Source organism: Bacteroides sp. A1C1, assembly GCF_004328515.1.
Lineage (GTDB): Bacteria > Bacteroidota > Bacteroidia > Bacteroidales > Bacteroidaceae > Bacteroides > Bacteroides uniformis.
In genome coordinates, this window is record NZ_CP036491.1 from 1,479,386 (window position 1) to 1,499,378 (window position 19,993).

Annotated in this window: 16 protein-coding genes; 7 read left to right on the top strand and 9 right to left on the bottom strand. The window is 43.2% G+C overall.

Features of this window, described 5'->3' with window-relative positions; all coding sequences use genetic code 11:
- The first annotated feature begins 1 nt into the window (after position 1).
- The 3 genes from EYA81_RS06190 to EYA81_RS06205 all read left to right on the top strand — a co-directional run bounded on the left by EYA81_RS06190 (position 2) and on the right by EYA81_RS06205 (position 3,929).
- The gene (locus tag EYA81_RS06190) at positions 2 to 898 is read left to right on the top strand and encodes a BT4734/BF3469 family protein (RefSeq protein ID WP_227201743.1); all 897 of its coding nucleotides are present in this window, start codon (positions 2 to 4) and stop codon (positions 896 to 898) included.
- A 125-nt stretch (positions 899 to 1,023) separates the two neighbouring features.
- Positions 1,024 to 1,596 carry a hypothetical protein gene (locus EYA81_RS06195; protein WP_131226422.1) on the top strand — a complete coding sequence of 191 codons (573 nt, stop codon included), beginning with the start codon at positions 1,024 to 1,026 and terminating at the stop codon, positions 1,594 to 1,596.
- Positions 1,597 to 2,018: 422 nt separating this feature from the next.
- Entirely contained in the window at positions 2,019 to 3,929 is a 1,911-nt protein-coding gene (locus EYA81_RS06205; protein ID WP_242672415.1) for a hypothetical protein, read from the top strand.
- 1,723 nt (positions 3,930 to 5,652) lie between these two features.
- Here the strand turns inward: EYA81_RS06205 and EYA81_RS06210 are convergent.
- The 6 genes from EYA81_RS06210 to EYA81_RS06235 all read right to left on the bottom strand — a co-directional run bounded on the left by EYA81_RS06210 (position 5,653) and on the right by EYA81_RS06235 (position 11,009).
- Positions 5,653 to 7,350: a DUF3987 domain-containing protein gene (locus tag EYA81_RS06210; protein WP_131225521.1), complete on the bottom strand. Its 1,698-nt coding sequence runs from the start codon at positions 7,348 to 7,350 to the stop codon at positions 5,653 to 5,655.
- The gene (locus EYA81_RS06215; RefSeq protein ID WP_025076071.1) at positions 7,343 to 7,783 is read right to left on the bottom strand and encodes a hypothetical protein; all 441 of its coding nucleotides are present in this window, start codon (positions 7,781 to 7,783) and stop codon (positions 7,343 to 7,345) included. The genes EYA81_RS06210 and EYA81_RS06215 overlap by 8 nt, the downstream gene beginning before the upstream one ends.
- A 119-nt stretch (positions 7,784 to 7,902) precedes the next feature.
- A complete protein-coding gene (locus EYA81_RS06220) occupies positions 7,903 to 8,220 on the bottom strand; it encodes a DUF3853 family protein (RefSeq protein WP_033887025.1) in 318 nt (105 codons plus the stop codon).
- A gap of 246 nt (positions 8,221 to 8,466) precedes the next feature.
- Positions 8,467 to 8,778, bottom strand: a complete 312-nt coding sequence (locus EYA81_RS06225) for a hypothetical protein (protein ID WP_165491358.1) — start codon at positions 8,776 to 8,778, stop codon at positions 8,467 to 8,469.
- Complete coding sequence (locus EYA81_RS06230; RefSeq protein WP_131225523.1) at positions 8,772 to 9,449, bottom strand: hypothetical protein; 678 nt, start codon at positions 9,447 to 9,449, stop codon at positions 8,772 to 8,774. The genes EYA81_RS06225 and EYA81_RS06230 overlap by 7 nt, the downstream gene beginning before the upstream one ends.
- A 111-nt stretch (positions 9,450 to 9,560) precedes the next feature.
- Positions 9,561 to 11,009 carry a tyrosine-type recombinase/integrase gene (locus EYA81_RS06235; RefSeq protein WP_073350139.1) on the bottom strand — a complete coding sequence of 483 codons (1,449 nt, stop codon included), beginning with the start codon at positions 11,007 to 11,009 and terminating at the stop codon, positions 9,561 to 9,563.
- Between the two features lie 428 nt (positions 11,010 to 11,437).
- Here EYA81_RS06235 and EYA81_RS06240 point away from each other — a divergent pair, with 428 nt between their 5' ends.
- From EYA81_RS06240 to EYA81_RS06255, 4 genes are all read left to right on the top strand, one after another.
- Complete coding sequence (locus EYA81_RS06240) at positions 11,438 to 12,772, top strand: TolC family protein (protein WP_005824723.1); 1,335 nt, start codon at positions 11,438 to 11,440, stop codon at positions 12,770 to 12,772.
- A 76-nt stretch (positions 12,773 to 12,848) separates the two neighbouring features.
- Entirely contained in the window at positions 12,849 to 13,943 is a 1,095-nt protein-coding gene (locus tag EYA81_RS06245) for an HlyD family secretion protein (RefSeq protein ID WP_005834867.1), read from the top strand.
- A 34-nt stretch (positions 13,944 to 13,977) separates the two neighbouring features.
- A complete protein-coding gene (locus tag EYA81_RS06250) occupies positions 13,978 to 15,618 on the top strand; it encodes a hypothetical protein (protein ID WP_005834866.1) in 1,641 nt (546 codons plus the stop codon).
- A gap of 37 nt (positions 15,619 to 15,655) precedes the next feature.
- Positions 15,656 to 16,522 carry an AraC family transcriptional regulator gene (locus EYA81_RS06255; protein WP_005834864.1) on the top strand — a complete coding sequence of 289 codons (867 nt, stop codon included), beginning with the start codon at positions 15,656 to 15,658 and terminating at the stop codon, positions 16,520 to 16,522.
- A 6-nt stretch (positions 16,523 to 16,528) separates the two neighbouring features.
- On the opposite strand, the gene EYA81_RS06260 is transcribed toward EYA81_RS06255, so the two are convergent.
- The 3 genes from EYA81_RS06260 to EYA81_RS06270 all read right to left on the bottom strand — a co-directional run bounded on the left by EYA81_RS06260 (position 16,529) and on the right by EYA81_RS06270 (position 19,978).
- A complete protein-coding gene (locus tag EYA81_RS06260) occupies positions 16,529 to 17,968 on the bottom strand; it encodes a PAS domain-containing sensor histidine kinase (RefSeq protein ID WP_044468372.1) in 1,440 nt (479 codons plus the stop codon).
- 20 nt (positions 17,969 to 17,988) lie between these two features.
- On the bottom strand, positions 17,989 to 19,110 hold the full coding sequence (locus tag EYA81_RS06265; protein ID WP_118275044.1) for a sensor protein KdpD: 1,122 nt from the start codon (positions 19,108 to 19,110) through the stop codon (positions 17,989 to 17,991).
- Positions 19,111 to 19,222: 112 nt separating this feature from the next.
- A complete protein-coding gene (locus EYA81_RS06270; RefSeq protein WP_131225524.1) occupies positions 19,223 to 19,978 on the bottom strand; it encodes a hypothetical protein in 756 nt (251 codons plus the stop codon).
- Positions 19,979 to 19,993 lie beyond the last annotated feature (15 nt).

Genomic DNA, 19,993 nt, shown 5'->3' on the forward strand with positions numbered 1-19,993 from the left:
TATGAAAGTAACATTGACAGAAAAGATTAATTGGACAAAGTACAACCTGACTTATCCGGGGCTGGGTGATATTATACAGATGATTCGTACGGGAGACATGCAATTACATGACAATGAGTTTGATGGCTATACATTGAAGCAGGCAATAGAGCATATCAGGAGTGTAGCCCCGGGTGACATGCAGAAATGGAAAGCCAGACTCCTGCCCGCTGTTGCCTATAACGGTACATTCAGGGAACTTAACGGTGCGGGACTGATTGAATACTCGCGTGTGACGGCATTGGATTTTGACCATATAGCAACACCGGATGAAATGATCCGGTTACGGAACAAGCTGATGATAACCGAATGTGTCCTGAGTGTTTTTGTTACACCCAGTGGAAATGGACTGAAGGCTCTGGTTTTGCATGACAATACAGATCCGGCCAGACATGGGGATTTATATGAGCAGCTACTAAACATGTTCTATGTGGCTGACAGGAATGATGCAGGCTGTAAAGACCTGGCACGCAGAAATTATCTGAGCTACGATCCGGACATATGGGTCAATCCAAATCCTGAACCGTACCCTTATGTCCCCACCATAAAGCCACAGGTACAGATGCCACAATCATCCGGGACAAGAACAGTGTCGGACAAAAGCATCATCAGCATCATGAACTCCCACTGGAAAAGGAACAATCCTGAATATTGGAAAAAAGGCAACAGGGGAAACTGCATCTTCAGGTTAGCCTGCTGGATGTGCAAATGGGGTGTTGACGAGGAATTGGCTACTGAGTATTTCATTGATGGCTGGGAAGATGACACAATGGATGAAAAGGAAATCAGAAGCCATGTGGGAAATGCCTATAAGACCGAAGGGAAGAACTTCGGAACATTGATGTTTACAATACACTGATTTAATCAACCCTTTAAAAAACAATTATGGCACTGACAAAAAGCCGGGGTAACATGTATCCTTTTGTTACCCACACGTGGAATGCAATAAAAGGGATATGTTTTCATGACTGCCCCTATTGTTACATGAAAAAATTCGATGGTCTGCTTCCTATACGGTTTGACCCCAAGGAACTGGAAGTAAACCTGGGTAACGGCAATTTTATTTTCGTTGGTAGCGGAACGGATGCCTGGGCTTTCGATATACCTTCGGACTGGATTACCCGGTTCCTGGATTATTGTAACCTGTTTAATAACAACTATCTTTTCCAGTCCAAGGACCCTTCACGTTTTTTGGAGTTCATGGGTCATCCGGTAATACAGAAATCGGTTTTGTGCACGACCATAGAAACCAATGTCTTTTATCCGGACATCGTAAGGAATGCTCCAGGTACCCGGAAACGTGCCAAAGCCATGCAAAAACTGGCGAGCCTTGGAATGAGAACCTATGTGACCTGTGAACCTCTGATAAAATTCGACTTGCCCGAAATGGTTGAACTTGTCAGCATGTGTTCTCCTGTACAAGTCAATATCGGCAGGAACTCACGACAGGACATTACCCTTCCCGAACCGACAAGGAATGAAGTGCAGGCATTGATAACCGAACTTCAGAAATTTACCAAAGTGGTAGTCAAATCCAATGCCAAGTGCTGGATTTGAGAATGTACTGACTGATTGGAAAGATAAAGGAGATGCTGCATAAGCTCTCCTTTAAAATTTCGTCAAAGCCAATAAAGAATCCATATGTCAAGGATACAGGTGAAAAATATTGCAAAATAACACCTTGTGAGTTAACCGGAGGCAAGTTTATTATACATATACTGCATATTTTATTATAATACCCACTCAGGCGGCGTGAGCCTACAACAAACGAAAGAAGAAAGATATACAATAGTTTCATGCAACTTTTTTTGTCAAAATGAGAGATTTTACTTAAAAGAAATAGATTGCATAAAGAAAAGTATTGATGCGTTCCGTTTACTCATCGAAGTGTAAAAAGGGTATATAAAAACATTGCAAACCTTTATATATGAATGAGTATAAACAAAAATAAAACAATTATGGATAATAATATAAATAATATGATATCAATTAGTATGCCGAAAGGTTGCAGGTATATGAGTGATTATGAAAATCTCTTGAATGGGGAATTGCCATTGGATGGTAAGTTTATCCTGAACAAGACTATAACCGGTTGTGGTGGTACATCTCTGTTTCTCAATTCGAACTTTCCTGTGGTAATAATTTCGCCACGGCTTCAGGTGTTGAAAGAGAAGCACAGACAATACCCCGACAGCTTCCACTTCCATGTCCCATTGTGTGGTAATAGAGGACAAGCAATAATCCAAATGATGCGGGATCTTGATTCGTACTTGGACTGTCATCATGGAAGCACACCATTTACCCCCTTGCCAATGAGACCTGCCAAGATACTGGTCACACTGGATTCATCGGACAAGGTTCTTAGTGTCCTTAGAGGAAATAATATGCTGGATCCATGCCTCTTTGTGGTCGATGAGTTCCAGTGTCTTATGGGTGATGCGACATTCAAGGGGAGTACGGACATGAATTTTCTCATCCGGCTTGACAATGAAGTGAAACGTATCTGTTACCTGTCAGCTACACCTGTCCCTGACATCTACCTTGACTACATACCTCAATTCGCCAACATTCCCTACTATAAACTGGAATGGGATCCTGATGTGATTGTGGAGCCGACATTGAAGGAGAGGCAGATGAGGAACGGTGAGACTGCGGAGAAACTGTGTGGGGAACTGATACAACGTTACAGAAGGGACGGATATTTTGAAAGGAAAATAGTGGATGGAAATATAGTCTGTTCCCGTGAAGCCTGCATATTTCTCAATGAGGTCAAGTCGATCATAAGGATAATCGGGCAAAACAGTCTGAAGCCGGATGAGGTGACTATCCTGTGTTCTGAAAGCCAGTCCTCAAGGCTGCCCAAAGGATTCACGATAGGCGGGTTGGATACGGACAGGAACAATCCCAGGAACAAGCCTTTCACTTTCTGCACGAAGTCATCTTTTGAAGGTGTGGATTTCTACTCGGATAATGCAAGTACCTATATCTTCATCAATGCAGGGAAGGAGTGGCAGACATTGGACATCATGCTGGATATACCTCAGATACTCGGCAGACAGAGGCTTGATACAAATCCGTTCCGGCATGATGCCACGATATATTACAAGACCTACCCTGCCACTATGACGGAAGCGGAGTTTGAACAGAAGCAGAAGATGATGGATTTGAAAACAAATAACATCCTCAATGTATTCAATAGTGCTCCTGAAGAATACAGAACTGTATTAATAGATTCTTACAGAAAAATGGAACCAGACAAGAAGTTTACAGATGATTATACTGACCTCATACAGGAGAACGGGCAAACGACGATAGGTTACAATCATCTGGTAATGGCGGCAATGTGGAACAGGTGGTACCAGAGGAATTACTATTATAATAATTCCTGCCAACTGTTGACGAGCATTCAGTCTGCGGTCGGGATGCGGAAGAAGCCGGATGAGGTGAAGCAGTTCGAGCAGTGGTATTATAGTGCATCTGACAAGGACAGGCTTGCAGGATATGCGAATTTCAGAAACCAATGTCCGCAATATGACACCCTGCTCTTACAAAATCCGTTCATTGATTTCAGATTTCACGGGTGGTATGGAACTCTTGGTTATGATACCCTGTCAAGTCTTGATTTTCGTGAGGCTGATGTTGAGGATGCCTATAATGTTCTTTGTGCACAGGCTCCGATAAGTGAGGCTTGCAGGCAGGAGTTCGTTCCAGGTATGCTTTATTCCAAACAGGAGGTAAAGGCCAAGTTACAGAAGATATACGACAACTTGGGACTTTCCGGGAAAACAGCCAAGGCAACAGAACTGAAACTGTATCTTCCTGTTCGTGAAAGGCAGAAATTGAATGAAGAGGGCAAGAGGGTGTATTTTATCGAAACTCTGAATATATAAACAAATGACATGGCAGTACGTTCATACAATGGATGGTACTGCTCGTTTTTTCTTGCCGGATGTATGCTGATATTGTTCAGCCAATGGAAGCAAGGGGATATAAAGTCACATTATCCATATATCACATAAATAATGGTATGCGAGAGTTAACTGAAAGCCAATTATATACCATATGATTATTACAATTGATGATAATATCCACTCAGGCGGCGTGAGCCTACAACAAACGAAGAAGAGAATAGTATATAATTTCAAATCAACTTTTTTTGCCAGAATGAGGGAAATTACTTATAAATGATATGTTTCAAAGGAAAAAAATTGATTGATGCGTTCCGTTTACCCTTTCAATGATGATTTGGAGAACTGGAAAAATTGATAATACGGAAAAAGTGTATTATTGCCAAACTTGCCACTTATTCTTCCGGTTATATATTCCCAAAAGGTAGCAAAAGAATTGGGATTTTATTCATTCTAGCCAAGGTATGATTGCTATAAATGAAGATATAGCAAATCGGACAATGCAATTTTTCTGTATAACCAAATTACTGCTGGATGAGTTAACGGTACGCATCACTTTTTTTCTCAATAAAATCTTTCTCTTTTAAGTAATAATCCACATTTCAGCAAAAAAAGTTGATTTTGGGATATAATATTTTCTCTTTCGTTTGTTGTAGGCTCACGCCGCTTGAGTAGATATTACTATTAATTATAGTAACAGTATGATACAATGGGCTTGCAGTTAACTCTTCCATCTCACCGTTTGGATAATGCATGAATGATGACCTTGCCTTTTTTCCCTGGCTGAATTGGCATACTTATACATTGTTTCAACTCCTCATTTGCCATATACATATTGCATCGGGAAGTATGGGCAAAAGTGTATCAGTATAAGCAGGGATCCGATAAACCACTCCCATCACCCTTACAATGGATCCGGTTTAAACCAGGCTACATATGTTTCCCGTTAATATTGCGAGATAGTCCTTGCCCCGGTGAATGGAATGAAAGAGTAATGTTGAAGAGCTGATATGGTTACTTCACGGCTATAATCGACGGGCAAACCTATGACAGTGCCGGAAAACAGGTGGAGGAAATATAAAACTCTCTCCACATACACCAGGCACGTTTATCTATTGCCCGTTCATCCCCCTTGCCTTGTGGAGTATTAAGGTATGAAACTGAAGGGATATTATCATTCAGCCGGTAAGGATAAATACTTAATACAACAGCTGGTCATAAAGAGGCGATGAGTATAGGATATAAGTTCAGCATCGGTAGAAGGGGTATCTCAGTATCAGTACAGAAACTAATCCGGTAACCGGACTCTGTATTGGCCACTCATCCACTCTATTCATCATTACCCGTACGGATTTGGGATGAAGTGTTGGTTATATGGCTACTTGGAAAATGGAATAATGTAAAATATTTTATATATCATATAATACTATACCCGTTCTGTTGGGCATGAAAAGACAGTCTTTTTTCTTATATTTATATTATATATAGGTGGGTAGCGTTTTACACACTCTAGGGATAGATAGTTTTGCGTCGCTTAACCAATTAATATTCAATTCAAAAAGTCGTATCATATTGTATTTTCCAAGGAGCTGTATTTTGAACGTTTACCCGTCTGAAATATAGTATTTACCCACCAGCGAATGATATTTACCCCCCTGAAAAAAGAAAAAGGAGGGCACCTTTCGTATACCCTCCTTGGTTCGTTTCATCTCAAACCGTTTCTTCTCTCATATCTTTTGAAAGCATTTTTTACGCTGTCCCGGTCCACTCCGATCATTTTTGCTATCCTCCCGTATCCCAACGGCTGGCCGTCCTCACCGGGAGTATGCCATAGAGGATACCAGCATTCAACCTCCTCGTCTGTCAGCTTACGCCTGAGAGGTGGGCAGGACATCTTCTCCATCTTCGGATACGCCCCCTTATAGTATTTGTGGAGGAAACGTTCCATGCAGTGGTTGGCAATATATACGGTCAGTTTGCAGACTGCCTTGCGCATCTTCGGGTTGTCCTCACCGGGTTCTCCGGCGAGCATGTGCAGCACGATGGCGGCATGGAAGGCAATGGTGGCCATACGGGGGGAGACCATTCTCCTCATCCTGTCATCAGCCTTCTTCTGTTCCCCGATCCAGTTGCCCAGTGGGCCATGTACATAGGAGAGGTCAGTAAGATACTCGTCGGCGGGAATGTCCGTGCCATCCTCCGCAGTCCTGAGGCAGTATTTCTCCCGCCATTCCCCTAACTGGTCGCGCATTCTCTCAAGTTCCTCACCCTCCGGCAGATCGAACTCGGGAATTGAACGGTCCTGTTCGGGAATCGCGCAGAAGCAGATACGGGATGCGGTGCCGTTCTCGTAGTCCTCATCCGTAAAGAAGCGTCCGACAGCTCCGGGAGTACCGGTGAAGGTATAGTTCAAACGGACAGAAAAATCACCGCGGCAGTCATCACGGGTATGCTTGTTGTCCAGGGAGACGGCCTCACCGGAGAATGCCTTGCGTAGCAGGTCACTCGAGAATCCGCCACCTTTCGAAGCGGATTTCCGTATGGTGTCGATCTCCGTTTCCAGTGCATAGAGGGAAAGACCCCGGCTGTTGGCGATGACCTCCATCAGCCTTGCCTTTGAAATGTCGGTACCCACTATCTGGACAATCCGGTCTGTCCTGCCGGTTCTGGATTTTAGCCTGTTGTCCATGACCACCCTTTGAAAGAGGTCCTGCTCATACACGTCCTTGAACACACTCTTTCCGGAACCCTGCTTACCCTCGATAATCACCTGCAGGCTGGGTGAATGATACCGTCCATCCAGATATCTTGCCCGTACATTTGAGAAGGCCAGTGCACCGTGGCCACCGAGCAGATGGAAGAGCATGGCAGGCCTGAAACCTTCAGGACAGCCGTCAAGAATGGTACTGATGTGGGGGATGGCAGAGTGGCACGGCATGGGGAATTCCCGGTTGAACCATTGCAGCCATTCTCCAAGACTGACATCTTCGTGCGGGTTCTGCTCTTGCCCCGTACTTTTCCCCATTGGACCGAACTCCCGACGGATTTCAAACAGAGCACGCGTCTCGTCAATCCTTACCTGGCTGAGCCCTTTTGCTTTCCGGATATCAAGGTCGCACTGCTGTTCAGCCTCGTCCTTTTTGATCCTGCTGTTCTCGCATGCCTCATCCTTCCTAATTACGCTTTTCTGTTTCTCGTTCTCAATCCTGGCCTTTCCCAACTTCTTCCTGATTTCGGGCAATACGAACAGCCCGACTGCAACCGTGATGCCGACAACGGGACCACCGATTTTCCAGAAAGATGAAACGGTGCCCTCATAGCTCCCTCTTACTCCACCCGGTCCTACACTCGCTCTCGCTTTAATGGTGGAAGGGGCACTTGCATTTGAAAAATTTCTACTCATAATCAATGTGATTTTTTAAAGTTGATAAATCTTGTTTAATTACTGCATCGTCTGTCGGGACTGTCAGACAGACCGGAGACTTCACGTTTTTGACGGCCTGCCTTCTGTTGACATCTGCCAGATGACGGTCCACGGTTACCAATGAGACGACATACATGGTAGCGATTTCCCTATGGGTCATCCCTTTCTTCGACGCCAGATACCATTCTCTCACCATGCCACGGGTGACTTTTGTTCTGCTCCTGGTACGTTTGGTAGAGAGGGGAACCTGTGATGGCACAAGCTCTTCCGCATCATTTCCCACCTTATCAATTACGGCAGGTGTTTCCACTATCCGACCGTATCTCTTTACAGACCTCTTATAGGCCAATATACCGGCAAGACCGATGACAGCCATGCCAAGTTCCATTAGGAATATTCTTTTAATGTTCATAATATTAATTATTTATTTATTGGTTATAATAATACACTCAGATTCGATACCCCGACCGCCACTGGAGAAAGATAGCCGGCATGCTTTCCCTCATGTGAAAGCCGGAGAACGGAGAGGTGTCATTGTCGGTGATAAGCCTTCACAAGCTCCAGAGCGAGGTCAGCATCAACCACGATGAGACGCCCGTGCTGCACTATGGCACTGTCCAGAATACCGCTGCTCTTGATACGCTGGGCAGTGGAGACTGAACAGCCGAACAGCTTGGAGAGACCGGAAAGGCCGTATACATAATTCTTCTTGACGGAAGGGGCACCGGAAGATACCACCTCATGCTCACCGGTACACCCGCAGAGCTTGAACACTTCGACAAGGTCGGAAACTGTGGCCTGGAACAAAGGCTTGTTAAGCATATCAGATATATTATTTTCGCTTTTCATTTTATATGTTTTTTTAATTAATAAAATCTTATCAAGCTTGAATCGCGGGAGCAAATATAGAGATTATTCAAATACAACAAATTGAATTACAGCTATTTACAAAGATATAATTGAGATATTTGGAATAGCAGGAATATAGCAGAGAGATAGCTTAAAAATAGCAGGAATAATTTGCAGAAAAACAAAAAATCCCCTTGTCCGGGAAAGGACAAGAGGAGCGGATAAAGAAAAAATGGAAAGATGGTTTCAGAAGGTTGGGAATCCGGAAAGAAGCACAAGAAGGGATTTCAAGTCATTATCCTTTTCACTTATAAAGCGGGCATTCTCTTTTAGTGTAGAAGATACCCTGTTGTTTTTCACTAAATCATGACTGACCATCCTATTGAAGTCACATGAGGGATTCTTGTTTATATTCCCGGTAAAGAGTCCCTTGCATATTTTCCATTTGTCACGGTAAGGAGCACATACAATGCCGATGAACAGTGAGAAGCTCCTGGGAGAGGCAATCCATTCAATGGATATGACACCTTCAGGCTTCTTACCTTTACCGGTCAACACATAGGTAAACTGCTCCAGGGATGTCCTTTTATGGAAGTACTTGCCATGCATTTTATCGAACAATTCCTTGATAACCCCTTCATCAAGAGAAAGGCAAAAAGTGGAAGTGGAAAAGGCAACGGAGGATTCAACGGGTTGTCGTTTGCCCGAAAAAGCCCCCCGGAAGCTGGATTTCCGGATGACTGGGGACTCATAGTTTCGGAATCTTGAGAGACAGATGAACCGGAAGCGGCGACCGTATCCTCTGACAAAGGCTCACGGGATGTTTCCGTATGATTGTTTTCGGAAAAACGCACGTCCTCTTTATGGGGGCTGTCAGCGGAATTGATTGTAATATTCGTGGTATTCGTCACATTGATCTGGTTTACATAGACTGTAGTATAAACATTCGTATGACAACCGTTTCCTTCAGATGTACGACTCTTGCAGGAAGAATCATCCGGAGAGGATGCCTTGGAAGTCTTGGAATTAGACACAGCGGACAGTTTATTCCGTATCCTCACACTTGTGATAATCAAAGCAGTGCTTACAGCGGCATCAAAAACGAAGTCAGTTACTTTCTCAGTTACTTTCCCTAATGCAGTAACAGTAGCCAAAGAAAGCCGTCTACTCGCAGCGTATAACATGTAGTTACATGCATTGCAAGCAATATAGCCAAATGCGGTTTCCATATCTTTAAATTTTCAAAAACGATCACCATTTTTAGAGAACGCCCCAAATATAGCAAAAATATAATCACACCATATCGTCCGCACTGTCAAAAATAGCCACAATCATGTATTTTATAGCCTACTCAAGGAGTTTTTATGTCTTACAGCATCCAAAATACTATTCAATTCTGCTGGACTAAGGGATTTCAGAATTTCTGTCAGGTCAGACCTATCATCAGACGAAATATCCAACAACCTATTATTATATGACACCTGCTGTTCATGAGGGAAAATATCTATGTAGCGTGCGGTTACACTTTCATTATGAGAATGCCCCATACTCTCACTGATATAGTTTATTGGTACACCGGCATGAGTCAGATTGGTAGCAAAAGAGTGTCTACACCATGTACTACTCGGAAAAATCTCCCACCCCAAAAAAACGACCAACTTCTTCATACGGTCTTGAATATTGCTGTTCTCCAATGCTATCATTTTACGAATGGCCATTTCATCAGTCTCACCTTTCAATATAGAAGGGAACACCAAAGCACCTTTTTCTTCTGGAGCAGCGATTTCCGACAAAATATTCTTTAAAGGCTCAATAATTGGAATCACGACTTCACTATTATTTTCACTTCTATCTTTAGTTTTATATCGCATAAATTGAAACGCCTTTTTACCGCTAAAAAAATAGTAATCATTATATCTCAACCGTGCAGCATCTGCCAAATTAAAGCCATTACACAAATACTGTAACAAAAATAAACCTAAAGAAAAATGTACCTTTTCTCTATAAACCTTCTGCCACGATTCTGGATATTGCTTATTAATAAATACTTGATACAACTCCGTCATCTGTGCTACATTCAAATATTCTTTCTTCCGCGTACTACCTGTAGGTATAGTGATTAAAGTTTTATCTTTACCAAATGGATATTCTTTCCCACTAAGAAAACCTCTCTGAGTACACTCATTCCATACAACCCTACATGCTCTCAGATATATTCCAATAGTCGTTTTCGTAAATCCATCATTTTCCATACCTTTAATCCATTTTTCAATCAAAGTCTTAGATACATTAAAGCCTGATATTACACCAACATACTTGATAAATGATTTTTTTGCTGTTGCATAACTGTCCGCAGTTCCCACAGATCTATTTCTAACAATATCATCCCAAATTTGCAGAAACGAATCTTCTTCATTTTTTCCTGTCAATCGGGTCATAATCATAGCCAAACTTAATTTAGCAGTTTTATCCAAATCCTGCACTATATCAACATAAGATTTGAATGTTCGTTCTAATTGCACTTTACGTTCAAAATTCGTTTCCCTTTCATTTTTTGTACTGGTTCTACGACCAGTATTCTTTGCTCTACAAATAGCATCAAATTCTTTTTCTGTATATTTTTCCCCTAATGAATAATACAACCTTTTCCGATCTATAGTAAATCGTAAAGCTATAGGGTATTTATTATCACTCTTTAGGTGCCTTCTATCCAAGACCAAACTTATTACACAAATACCAACCTTATCATTAGCCAAACAACTTATATACTCTTTACTTTTTTCAACCATAGTTTTCCTCCTTTATACATTTAAACAAAATACTATAATCACTCATCCGAGAACACAAGTGGGAACACAACGGGAACACAAAAAGCTCCATTTTTTTAAAATCAATTCCAATCAGACGGCATCACAAAAATAGCAAATATTTGATTAACAAGCAAATATAAAGTGCAAGAATAATCATAAAAAATCATCCTAAATGATTCATAATCATGAGGTCCCCGGTTCAATCCCGGGTCCCGCTACAAAGAAGATTTAGACTGTTAGGAGGCTTCCACTCTTGGCGGTCTTTTTTGTTTTTAATACTCGTTTTTTACTATGGTTTGTTTTCAAATTATAGTAAAAAGGAAAATATGAATACAAACAGTTGATATATGGATAGTCCTCTTGCATTTTAAGCCACTAACTTTGTGTGCAAATATCAAGTGACTATTATGAAAAGACAACTGTTCACATTTTCCTTTCTGTGTCTGCTTGCACTAGGTACAAGAGCACAAGATACCCTAACCTTGGAGGACTGCCTCAAAATAGGTATCGAAAACAATTTGTCCTTGCAAAGCAAACGGAAGGAAATACAAAAAGGGAAATACGGCATCTCTGAGAATCGAGCCAAACTACTGCCCCAAATCAATGGTTTTGCCAACTATAACGACAATATCGATCCACCCGTATCCGTTACCGATGGTTCAGCGTATGGCAATCCCTATAATGTAACCCAAACTTTGCAATACAACGCCAACTTCGGATTACAGCTGCAGATACCACTTTATAACCAAACACTCTACACCACTCTGTCCATAGCTAAAACCATGGATGAGATGAATCGCCTTTCTTATGAAAAGGCAAGAGAAGACCTCATCCTTCAAATTAGTCAAATGTACTACCTAGGACAGGTTACAGCTGAACAGATTATTTTGATAAAAGCCAACATCACTCGCCTAGAAGAGTTGAGAGATATCACTCAGGCCTTCTATGACAACGGTATGGCTATGGAAGTAGATGTGAAACGCGTCAACATCAACCTGGAGAACCTCAAGGTGCAACACGACAACGCACAAGCCATGATGGAACAGCAACTGAACCTACTGAAATACATCATCGACTATCCGGCAGAAGAAAATATAGCACTGGTACCGGTGAATACAGAAATGATTACGCCCGCAGCACTCACCGGGCTATCTGAAACACTATATGAACTACAGCTGCTGCAATCACAGAAACAACTCGCAGAGCAACAAAAAACAATAGTCAGCAACGGTTACATCCCCTCCTTGAGCTTGACGGGAAGCTGGATGTTCTCTGCCTATACGGACAAAGCTTACCATTGGTTCCATTCCGGCCCTTCCAACCATTGGTATCGCTCCTATGGAGTGGGACTCTCCTTGCGCATTCCCATTTTCGACGGACTGGACAAACGCTACAAGATGCGTAAGGCAACCATTGACATAGAGAACATCAAACTCGCTCAAGAGAATACCCGAAAAAATCTTCAGACACAATATCTGAATGCTACCAATGACCTGATGAACAGCCAGCGTAACTTTAAGAAGCAGAAGGACAATTATCTGCTTGCTGAAGATGTATATACCGTTACCATGGACCGTTATCGGGAAGGAATCGCCTCAATGACCGAAGTGTTGCAGGACGAAATGCGGATGAGCGAAGCCCAAAACAACTATATCAGTGCCCACTACAATTACCGGATAACCAATCTGACTTTGCTGAAGCTGACGGGACAGCTGGAGACGTTGAGCCCCTCAATTCATTAAAGAGGAAGATGAATAGAGCCCGTATTCAAGGACGGATGTATATATAATAATAAGTAAACAATATAATATAGAAAATATGGAAACAAAAGAGAACAATAACACCGCAAGTACCCACCAAGAAAAAGCACGGAAATTGAAGAAGCTTCGCCGTTGGCAAATCGTTGTCAGCCTATTAGGAATAGCTATCCTTATCTGGGGAATTATTCAAGTGGTCTGCCTCTTTTTGAACTACAAACGGACGGAAACCAGTAATGATGCACAGATTGAACAATACATATCTCCCGTCAATCTGCGCGCATCAGGATATATCAAGAAAATTTGTTTCACAGAACACCAAGAAGTACACAAAGGAGATACCTTACTTATATTGGACGACCGGGAATATAAAATCAGAGTCATGGAAGCTGAAGCTGCACTCAAGGATGCACAAGCCGGTGCCACAGTCATTGGTGCCACACTACAAACCACGCAAACTACAGCCTCTGTCTACGACGCCTCCATAGCAGAGATAGAAATCCGCCTTACCAAGCTGGAGAAAGACCGCCAACGATACCAGAATCTGGTGAAGAGAAACGCTGCCACCCCCATTCAATTGGAACAGATAGAAACCGAATATGCAGCTACCCACAAGAAGTTGGAAGCCGTGAAACGACAACAGAAAGCTGCCTTGTCGGGTGTGAACGAAGTGTCACATCGCCGTGAAAATACCGAAGCTGCCATACAACGGGCAACAGCCGCACTCGAAATGGCACGACTGAATCTCTCCTACACCGTAGTAGTAGCTCCTTGTGATGGGAAATTGGGGCGGCGTACTCTTGAAGAAGGACAATTCATCACTGCCGGACAAACCATCACCTACATTCTGCCTGACACACAAAAGTGGATTATAGCCAACTACAAGGAAACCCAGATTGAGAATCTGCACTTGGGACAAGAAGTAGTCATTACCGTCGATGCCATCAGCGACAAAGAATTCAAAGGAAAAATCACTGCCATCTCCGGAGCCACCGGCTCCAAATATTCCCTAGTGCCCACGGATAATTCTGCCGGCAACTTCGTGAAGATACAGCAACGCATCCCAGTCCGCATCGACTTTACCGATTTGTCCAAAGAAGACAACAGCAGCCTTGCCGCCGGTATGATGGTAATAGTCAAAGCGAAGATGGAATAATGATTAGTGTTTAATGATTAATTTTTAATTATCCATGCCCTCATCCCCCAAGAACTATCCCTTCTACAACTGGGTACCTAAGCCGGTAGGTATCATCATCCTATTCGTATTCTTTTTGCCGATACTGACTGTAGGCGGTACCTACTCGGTGGCAAGCACCGAAATGATGAGCGGGCTCGGCATCATTTCCGAGCATATCCAGTTTGCCAACTTCGCCACTTCCATCGGTATGGCGGCATTCTGCCCCTTTCTATATAGGCTGGTAGTCATACGCCGGCAGAAAATGATGTGTCTGGCAGGATTCTCCCTGATGTACATCTTCAGTTATATCTGTGCCAAGACAGACAGTGTTTTCCTGCTGGCACTATGCAGCATCTTTATGGGATTCCTACGAATGGTACTGATGATGGTCAACCTCTTCACCCTCATAAAGTATGCAGGGCATATCGAAGCGTACGATAAGATTACACCCGGCAACGAGCCTGTAACCGGCGAAGGCTGGGACAAGCTGGACATCGAACGGAGTGCGGCACAACCTGCCATCTACCTATTCTTCATGGTACTGGGACAATTGGGAACCTCGCTCACCGCCTGGCTCGCCTTTGAGTACGAATGGCAGTACATACACTACTTTATGATGGGGCTACTATTACTTTGCATCCTCATCACATTCATCACTATGCCTTATCATAAATATACCACCCGCCGCTTCCCCATCAACCTCAAGCAGTTTGGCAATGCCTCCATCTTCTGCATCACACTGGCTTGCATTACCTACGTGCTTACTTATGGCAAAGTGCTCGACTGGTACGACGACCCAACCATACGATGGGCCACAGTCTGCGCCATCATTGCTGGTGGTATATTCCTCTACATCGAGTCTACCCAACGCAATCCTTACTATCAACTCGATGTATTCAAACTGCGCACCATCCGTATGGGTTTCCTATTCTATTTTCTGTTAATGGTACTGAATTCCAGCGCCATGTTTGTCAACGTATTCACAGGCATAGGCATGAAACTGGACAACTTTCAGAACGCCACCCTAGGCAACTGGTCCATGCTGGGCTACCTCATCGGCGGTATAGCCACCATCTGGCTCAGTGTGAAAGGCGTACACTTCAAATATCTCTTTGCCGCCGGTTTCCTTCTATTGGGGCTTTCCACCATGTTCATGTATTTCGAGGTACAAGGTGCAGGACTGTACGAACGGATGAAGTATCCGGTCATCATCCGTTCTACCGGTATGATGTTCCTCTATTCGCTGATTCCAACCTACGCCACCCAACGCATGCCTTACAAATATCTTTCTTCCTGGATATGCACCATGCTTACCGTACGCATGGTATTGGCTCCCAGCATCGGAGCCGCACTCTATACGAATGTACTGCAAGAACGCCAGCAGCACTACGTCACCCGCTATGCACAGAATGTAGACATGCTACACCCCGAAGCGTCCGCCTCGTTTACCCAAACTGTACAAGGTATGCAATATCAGGGAAAGAGCAAACAAGAAGCAATCAACATGGCTGCCATATCCACCAAAGGACGCATCCAAGTACAAGCCACTCTCTCTGCTATAAAGGAAATGGCAGGATGGACACTCTATGCCTGCCTGATTTGCATGATATTTGTGCTTGTCGTGCGGTATCCTAAACGAAAATTACTAACTTAGCGGACAATTTTCAGTACAACCTGTAATTTTGTCTGTTATGGATACCCAACAAGAACGTTTATCCCACTTGGACCACGCATTGTCAAACGGAGAAAACATTTGTAGTTCAGAAGGTATGCTCTGCTCCTTTCCCACCTCCCTGAAGAAACCTTTTATGATTAATGGAGCAGGACTGATAGTTTGCCGCCAGGGTAACTTCACCTTTTCGCTCAATATGAAAGTATTCTCGGCCCAGGCTGGCGAAACAGTTTTCATTCCGGAAGATTCCCTCTTCCAAGTGCTGAGCGAATCGGAAGACCTGCAACTATTCATATTCATTTACCAGATAGAACCGATAAGGGACATCATAGGCAATTCAGTGGCAACCATGTACCTATACATGCAGCTCCGGACCGAACCATGCTACGTATGGAACACCGGAGACGAAGAAGAAGTTCTGAAATACATGTCCTTACTGGACAATACCCTGCACTTAGACAACAACACCTTCAACGACAACGAACAAAGGCTGCTTCTGCTGGGACTCACATACCGCATCTGTTCCATTTACAACCGTAAACTGATGAACCTTAAAACAACGGTTGGCCACAAACATGAAATTTTTATCCGGCTGATTCAGTTGATAGATGCGCACTACACGGAAGAACGCGGTGTAGAGTTTTATGCAGACAAACTCTGCTTATCACCCAAATACCTCTCTGCACTATCCAAGTCCGTCTGCGGATTCACCGTACAGGAACTGATATTCAAATCCATCATCCGCAAAAGCATCTCACTACTCAAGAACACCCAGAAAAATATCCAGGAAATCGCCGATTTCTTCAATTTTCCCAATGCTTCTTATTTTGGTACATTTTTCAAGAAACAAACAGGCATGTCTCCGCAACAGTACCGCAAAAAATAGAAAACGTTACGCTTTCAACCGGATAACGAAGCGGCTCCCCTTACCCAGCTCACTCTGAACAGTCAGTGTACCGCCATGCGCTTCCACAAAGTCTTTCGAAATGGAAAGTCCTAAGCCACTACCTTGCACTTTAGTGCCCGGCACTCGGAAATAACGGTCAAAAATGCTCTGGTGATAACGCGGGTCGATACCTTTTCCAAAATCCTGCACATACATTTCCACAAAATCCTCGTCATGCTTGGCGCCGATAACCACCCTCCCGTTCTCTTTGGAATAGCGGATAGCATTACTCAACAAATTGGTGAGTACCCAAGCAATCTTTTCGCTATCGACAAACAATTTAGGCATTTTTTCTTCCGGATACTCCACTTCTATCTGAATGCCGAATTTATCAGCCTGTACCTGATTAGCCTTGATGGCATACTCTATCAGTTCAATGGGCTTTGTTATTTTAGGCATCATCTGCAGTTTACCGGCTTCTACCTGCGTCATGTTCAGTAGTTCTCCGGTAATCCCAAGAAGGCGATCAGCATTTTCCTTAATGCTGTTCGATAATTGCTCCTGCTCGTCGTTCAACACCCCTACCCGTTTGTCCTCCAACAACTGCAGACTCATCAGAATAGCGGATATAGGCGTTTTCAGTTCATGAGAAATAGTCGAGATAAAAGTAGTCTTGGCACTATCCAATTCTTTGAATTCTGTAATATTTTTCAGTAAAATCACATCGCCAAGATTATGAGGTTCGTCATCATCAGCCTCTGCATTTATAATGGTAATGTAAGAAGCTTTAAAGTAACTCTCCTTATTGTCTGCATAAATCTTCAACGGTTCTTTCTTTTCACCCGGATTTACCAATTCACGAACTAAACGGCGGAGCAAATCATTCTTCAAAGAAAGCTCCTCAGCCGAACGGCGAATTACCTCTTCCCGTTTTAAATTCAGCACAGTTAAAGCCTCATTATTGATAAAGAGAATTTCCCTATTACGGTTCAAACCAATAATAGGTTCATCAATACTATTCACAATAGCCTCAAGAAATTTCTTAGCAGAAAGTATGTCGTTCAGCGTACTGGCGCGATACTCCGTCAGTCGTTCAGCCATCCGATTAAAACTATCAGCCACTTCACGAAATTCCTCGTGTCCACTCATATCCAGACGTTTCTCATAATTATGGTTCGCTATTTCAAGAATCCCACGCGTCAGTTCTTGAATAGGTTTGCTGATGGAACGGGGAAGCCATACCAACAATATGATACTGGCAAAAATACATACCCCACCTATCACAGAAATCCAGAGCAATGCACGTTGCAATCCCGGTACAGCAGCAGGACTATCCGGCTCTGTAGCCGTCAGTATCTGTAGATTCACCACAGAAAGAGCAACCAACAAAATAATCATTCCAGCCAATACCCCTACGCTGAGTATCAATTTTGTACGAATATTCATAATGTTCCTAAGAATTAATATTATGCAAGTATAATCAAATCTATGTTTACTTGTGCCAAATCACGCACAAATTTTCGGTATTTCAATATCATGAACAATGATTTCGGAAAAGAAAGTGACGGACTTCCCATGCAGACAGTTGTTATCTGTTTCTCCTTACAAGTATCAACAATGCTTCCCAGCACATCCGGCGATTGCACCTGAACGACCTCCCCTCCCAGTTCGGTCACCAATTTGAAGTGGTTCAATAAATACCTTTGATTTGCCAGACCGATGCGGTCAGTACTTTCTCTGGGAGTCTGCACATAAAGGGCAACAAACGAAGTATTGTAGCGGGTTGCCAGACGTGCAGCTTTACGAATGATGCGTCGTGGTGTTTTCTCGTTGCTGCTGATACATGCCAGAAATCTCTCATGACGGACTCCCACACTGGTAACCACTTCATTCTCCACTTTCTTTTCCACCCGTAAAGCCACCTCTTTTAAAGCCAGTTCACGTAATTGGAGAATATTTTCCGTTTTAAAGAAATTGTTCAAGGCAGTAGAGACCTTTTCCGGCTTGTAAATTTTTCCAGCTTTCAGACGGGCTATCAATTCTTCCGCAGTCAAGTCAATATTCACCACCTCATCTGCCTCTTGCAAAACGCTATCGGGAATACGTTCCTTCACCTCAATACCCGAGATGCCCTGCACTTCTTCATTGACACTCTCAATGTGCTGGATGTTAACGGCAGAAATCACATTGATACCCTCATCAAGCAAATCCATCACATCCTGCCAGCGTTTCTCATTCCGGCTACCTTCCACATTGGTATGTGCCAGTTCATCCACCACTACTATCTCAGGGTGTATCTGGATAATGGCATCCAAATCCATTTCTTCCAGCTCTTTTCCTTTATAGAATATCTTACGACGAGGAACAACGGGCAATCCTTCCAACATAGCATCCGTACCGGCACGCCCGTGTGTCTCTATATAGCCTATCTTCACATCTACTCCGTTGTCAAGTAACTCGTGTGCTTCCTGAAGCATACGATAAGATTTACCTACACCAGCAATCATGCCGATGTAGACTTTGAACTTGCCACGCCGCGACTTTTTAATCAAATCAAGAAAATGCTGTACGCTTTCTTCCCTACTCATTTCTTCTGTTTTTTTACTTGTCTTATATATGCCATATAACCCGTAACGATCATCACGACCGCCACGGGCATCCAACACTAATTCATGAGTTCTAAAGTTATATCTAAATAAATCATGGCCTTAAAGTAAAGCCGAATACCAGATGTGCATCTTCCATACGAGGGTTCCAAATGGCTTGTGCAAATACAGGTATTGAGAAACTGTCAGTAATCTTGATTTCCGTAATACCTTTCAGTGCCACATTGGTTACGGCAAATCCACTGTTAGGAACACCATATACTCCTACCCCAGCTTCATAAGGCAGAAATCCGCAAGTCAAGTTCAAATCTACAGACTTAACACTGAACGGATAGTTGAATTCAACATACGAAGAATAATTCTGCCTGCCTTTGTCATCTTTGTCAGCTCCGGCAAACATTGTGTACCAAGCGATTGCCAAAGGAAACTTTTCAACCGGCAATGTATAGGCTAATCCCGCTTCAAAGTGATGAGCTGTTTCGTGGCTCTTAAAATTAAAATACTTTCTTGCTCCTTGTCCGCCCCACCACAAGCTGGCAACAGAAAAAGTTAGACCTGATTCTCCCAAAGCATAGGCAGCCGTCAAATCAATCTCCTTAGCCGCAGCCCCTTCTCCTGAAGAAACTCCGTCAAAATCGGTAGAGCCCCATGCCGTCAAAGAAAAATCACCGACCCCAAAACCCAAAGTGGGCTGAAAACTGACTCCCGTCTGGTAAAAGCCGCGCCAAACATAAGAACTGACTAAATCACCTTGTATTGTAAATTCCTGAGCTTGCACTTTGCCGGTTCCCATAAAACAAGCAGCTACCATACTCGCAAAAACTAGAATTGATATTTTTAAACTTTTCATATCCAACTATTTATT

Bases quoted from the DNA above. Each gene is read 5' to 3' on its own strand.
- EYA81_RS06235 (WP_073350139.1), bottom strand. From the start codon at position 11,009: ATGGTTGAAAAAAGTAAAGAGTATATAAGTTGTTTGGCTAATGATAAG.
- EYA81_RS06255 (WP_005834864.1), top strand. From the start codon at position 15,656: ATGGATACCCAACAAGAACGTTTATCCCACTTGGACCACGCATTGTCA.
- EYA81_RS06215 (WP_025076071.1), bottom strand. From the start codon at position 7,783: ATGAACATTAAAAGAATATTCCTAATGGAACTTGGCATGGCTGTCATC.
- EYA81_RS06220 (WP_033887025.1), bottom strand. From the start codon at position 8,220: ATGAAAAGCGAAAATAATATATCTGATATGCTTAACAAGCCTTTGTTC.
- EYA81_RS06260 (WP_044468372.1), bottom strand. From the start codon at position 17,968: ATGAATATTCGTACAAAATTGATACTCAGCGTAGGGGTATTGGCTGGA.
- EYA81_RS06210 (WP_131225521.1), bottom strand. From the start codon at position 7,350: ATGAGTAGAAATTTTTCAAATGCAAGTGCCCCTTCCACCATTAAAGCG.
- EYA81_RS06195 (WP_131226422.1), top strand. From the start codon at position 1,024: ATGAAAAAATTCGATGGTCTGCTTCCTATACGGTTTGACCCCAAGGAA.
- EYA81_RS06240 (WP_005824723.1), top strand. From the start codon at position 11,438: ATGAAAAGACAACTGTTCACATTTTCCTTTCTGTGTCTGCTTGCACTA.
- EYA81_RS06265 (WP_118275044.1), bottom strand. From the start codon at position 19,110: ATGAGTAGGGAAGAAAGCGTACAGCATTTTCTTGATTTGATTAAAAAG.
- EYA81_RS06270 (WP_131225524.1), bottom strand. From the start codon at position 19,978: ATGAAAAGTTTAAAAATATCAATTCTAGTTTTTGCGAGTATGGTAGCT.
- EYA81_RS06230 (WP_131225523.1), bottom strand. From the start codon at position 9,449: ATGGAAACCGCATTTGGCTATATTGCTTGCAATGCATGTAACTACATG.
- EYA81_RS06205 (WP_242672415.1), top strand. From the start codon at position 2,019: ATGATATCAATTAGTATGCCGAAAGGTTGCAGGTATATGAGTGATTAT.
- EYA81_RS06190 (WP_227201743.1), top strand. From the start codon at position 2: ATGAAAGTAACATTGACAGAAAAGATTAATTGGACAAAGTACAACCTG.
- EYA81_RS06245 (WP_005834867.1), top strand. From the start codon at position 12,849: ATGGAAACAAAAGAGAACAATAACACCGCAAGTACCCACCAAGAAAAA.
- EYA81_RS06250 (WP_005834866.1), top strand. From the start codon at position 13,978: ATGCCCTCATCCCCCAAGAACTATCCCTTCTACAACTGGGTACCTAAG.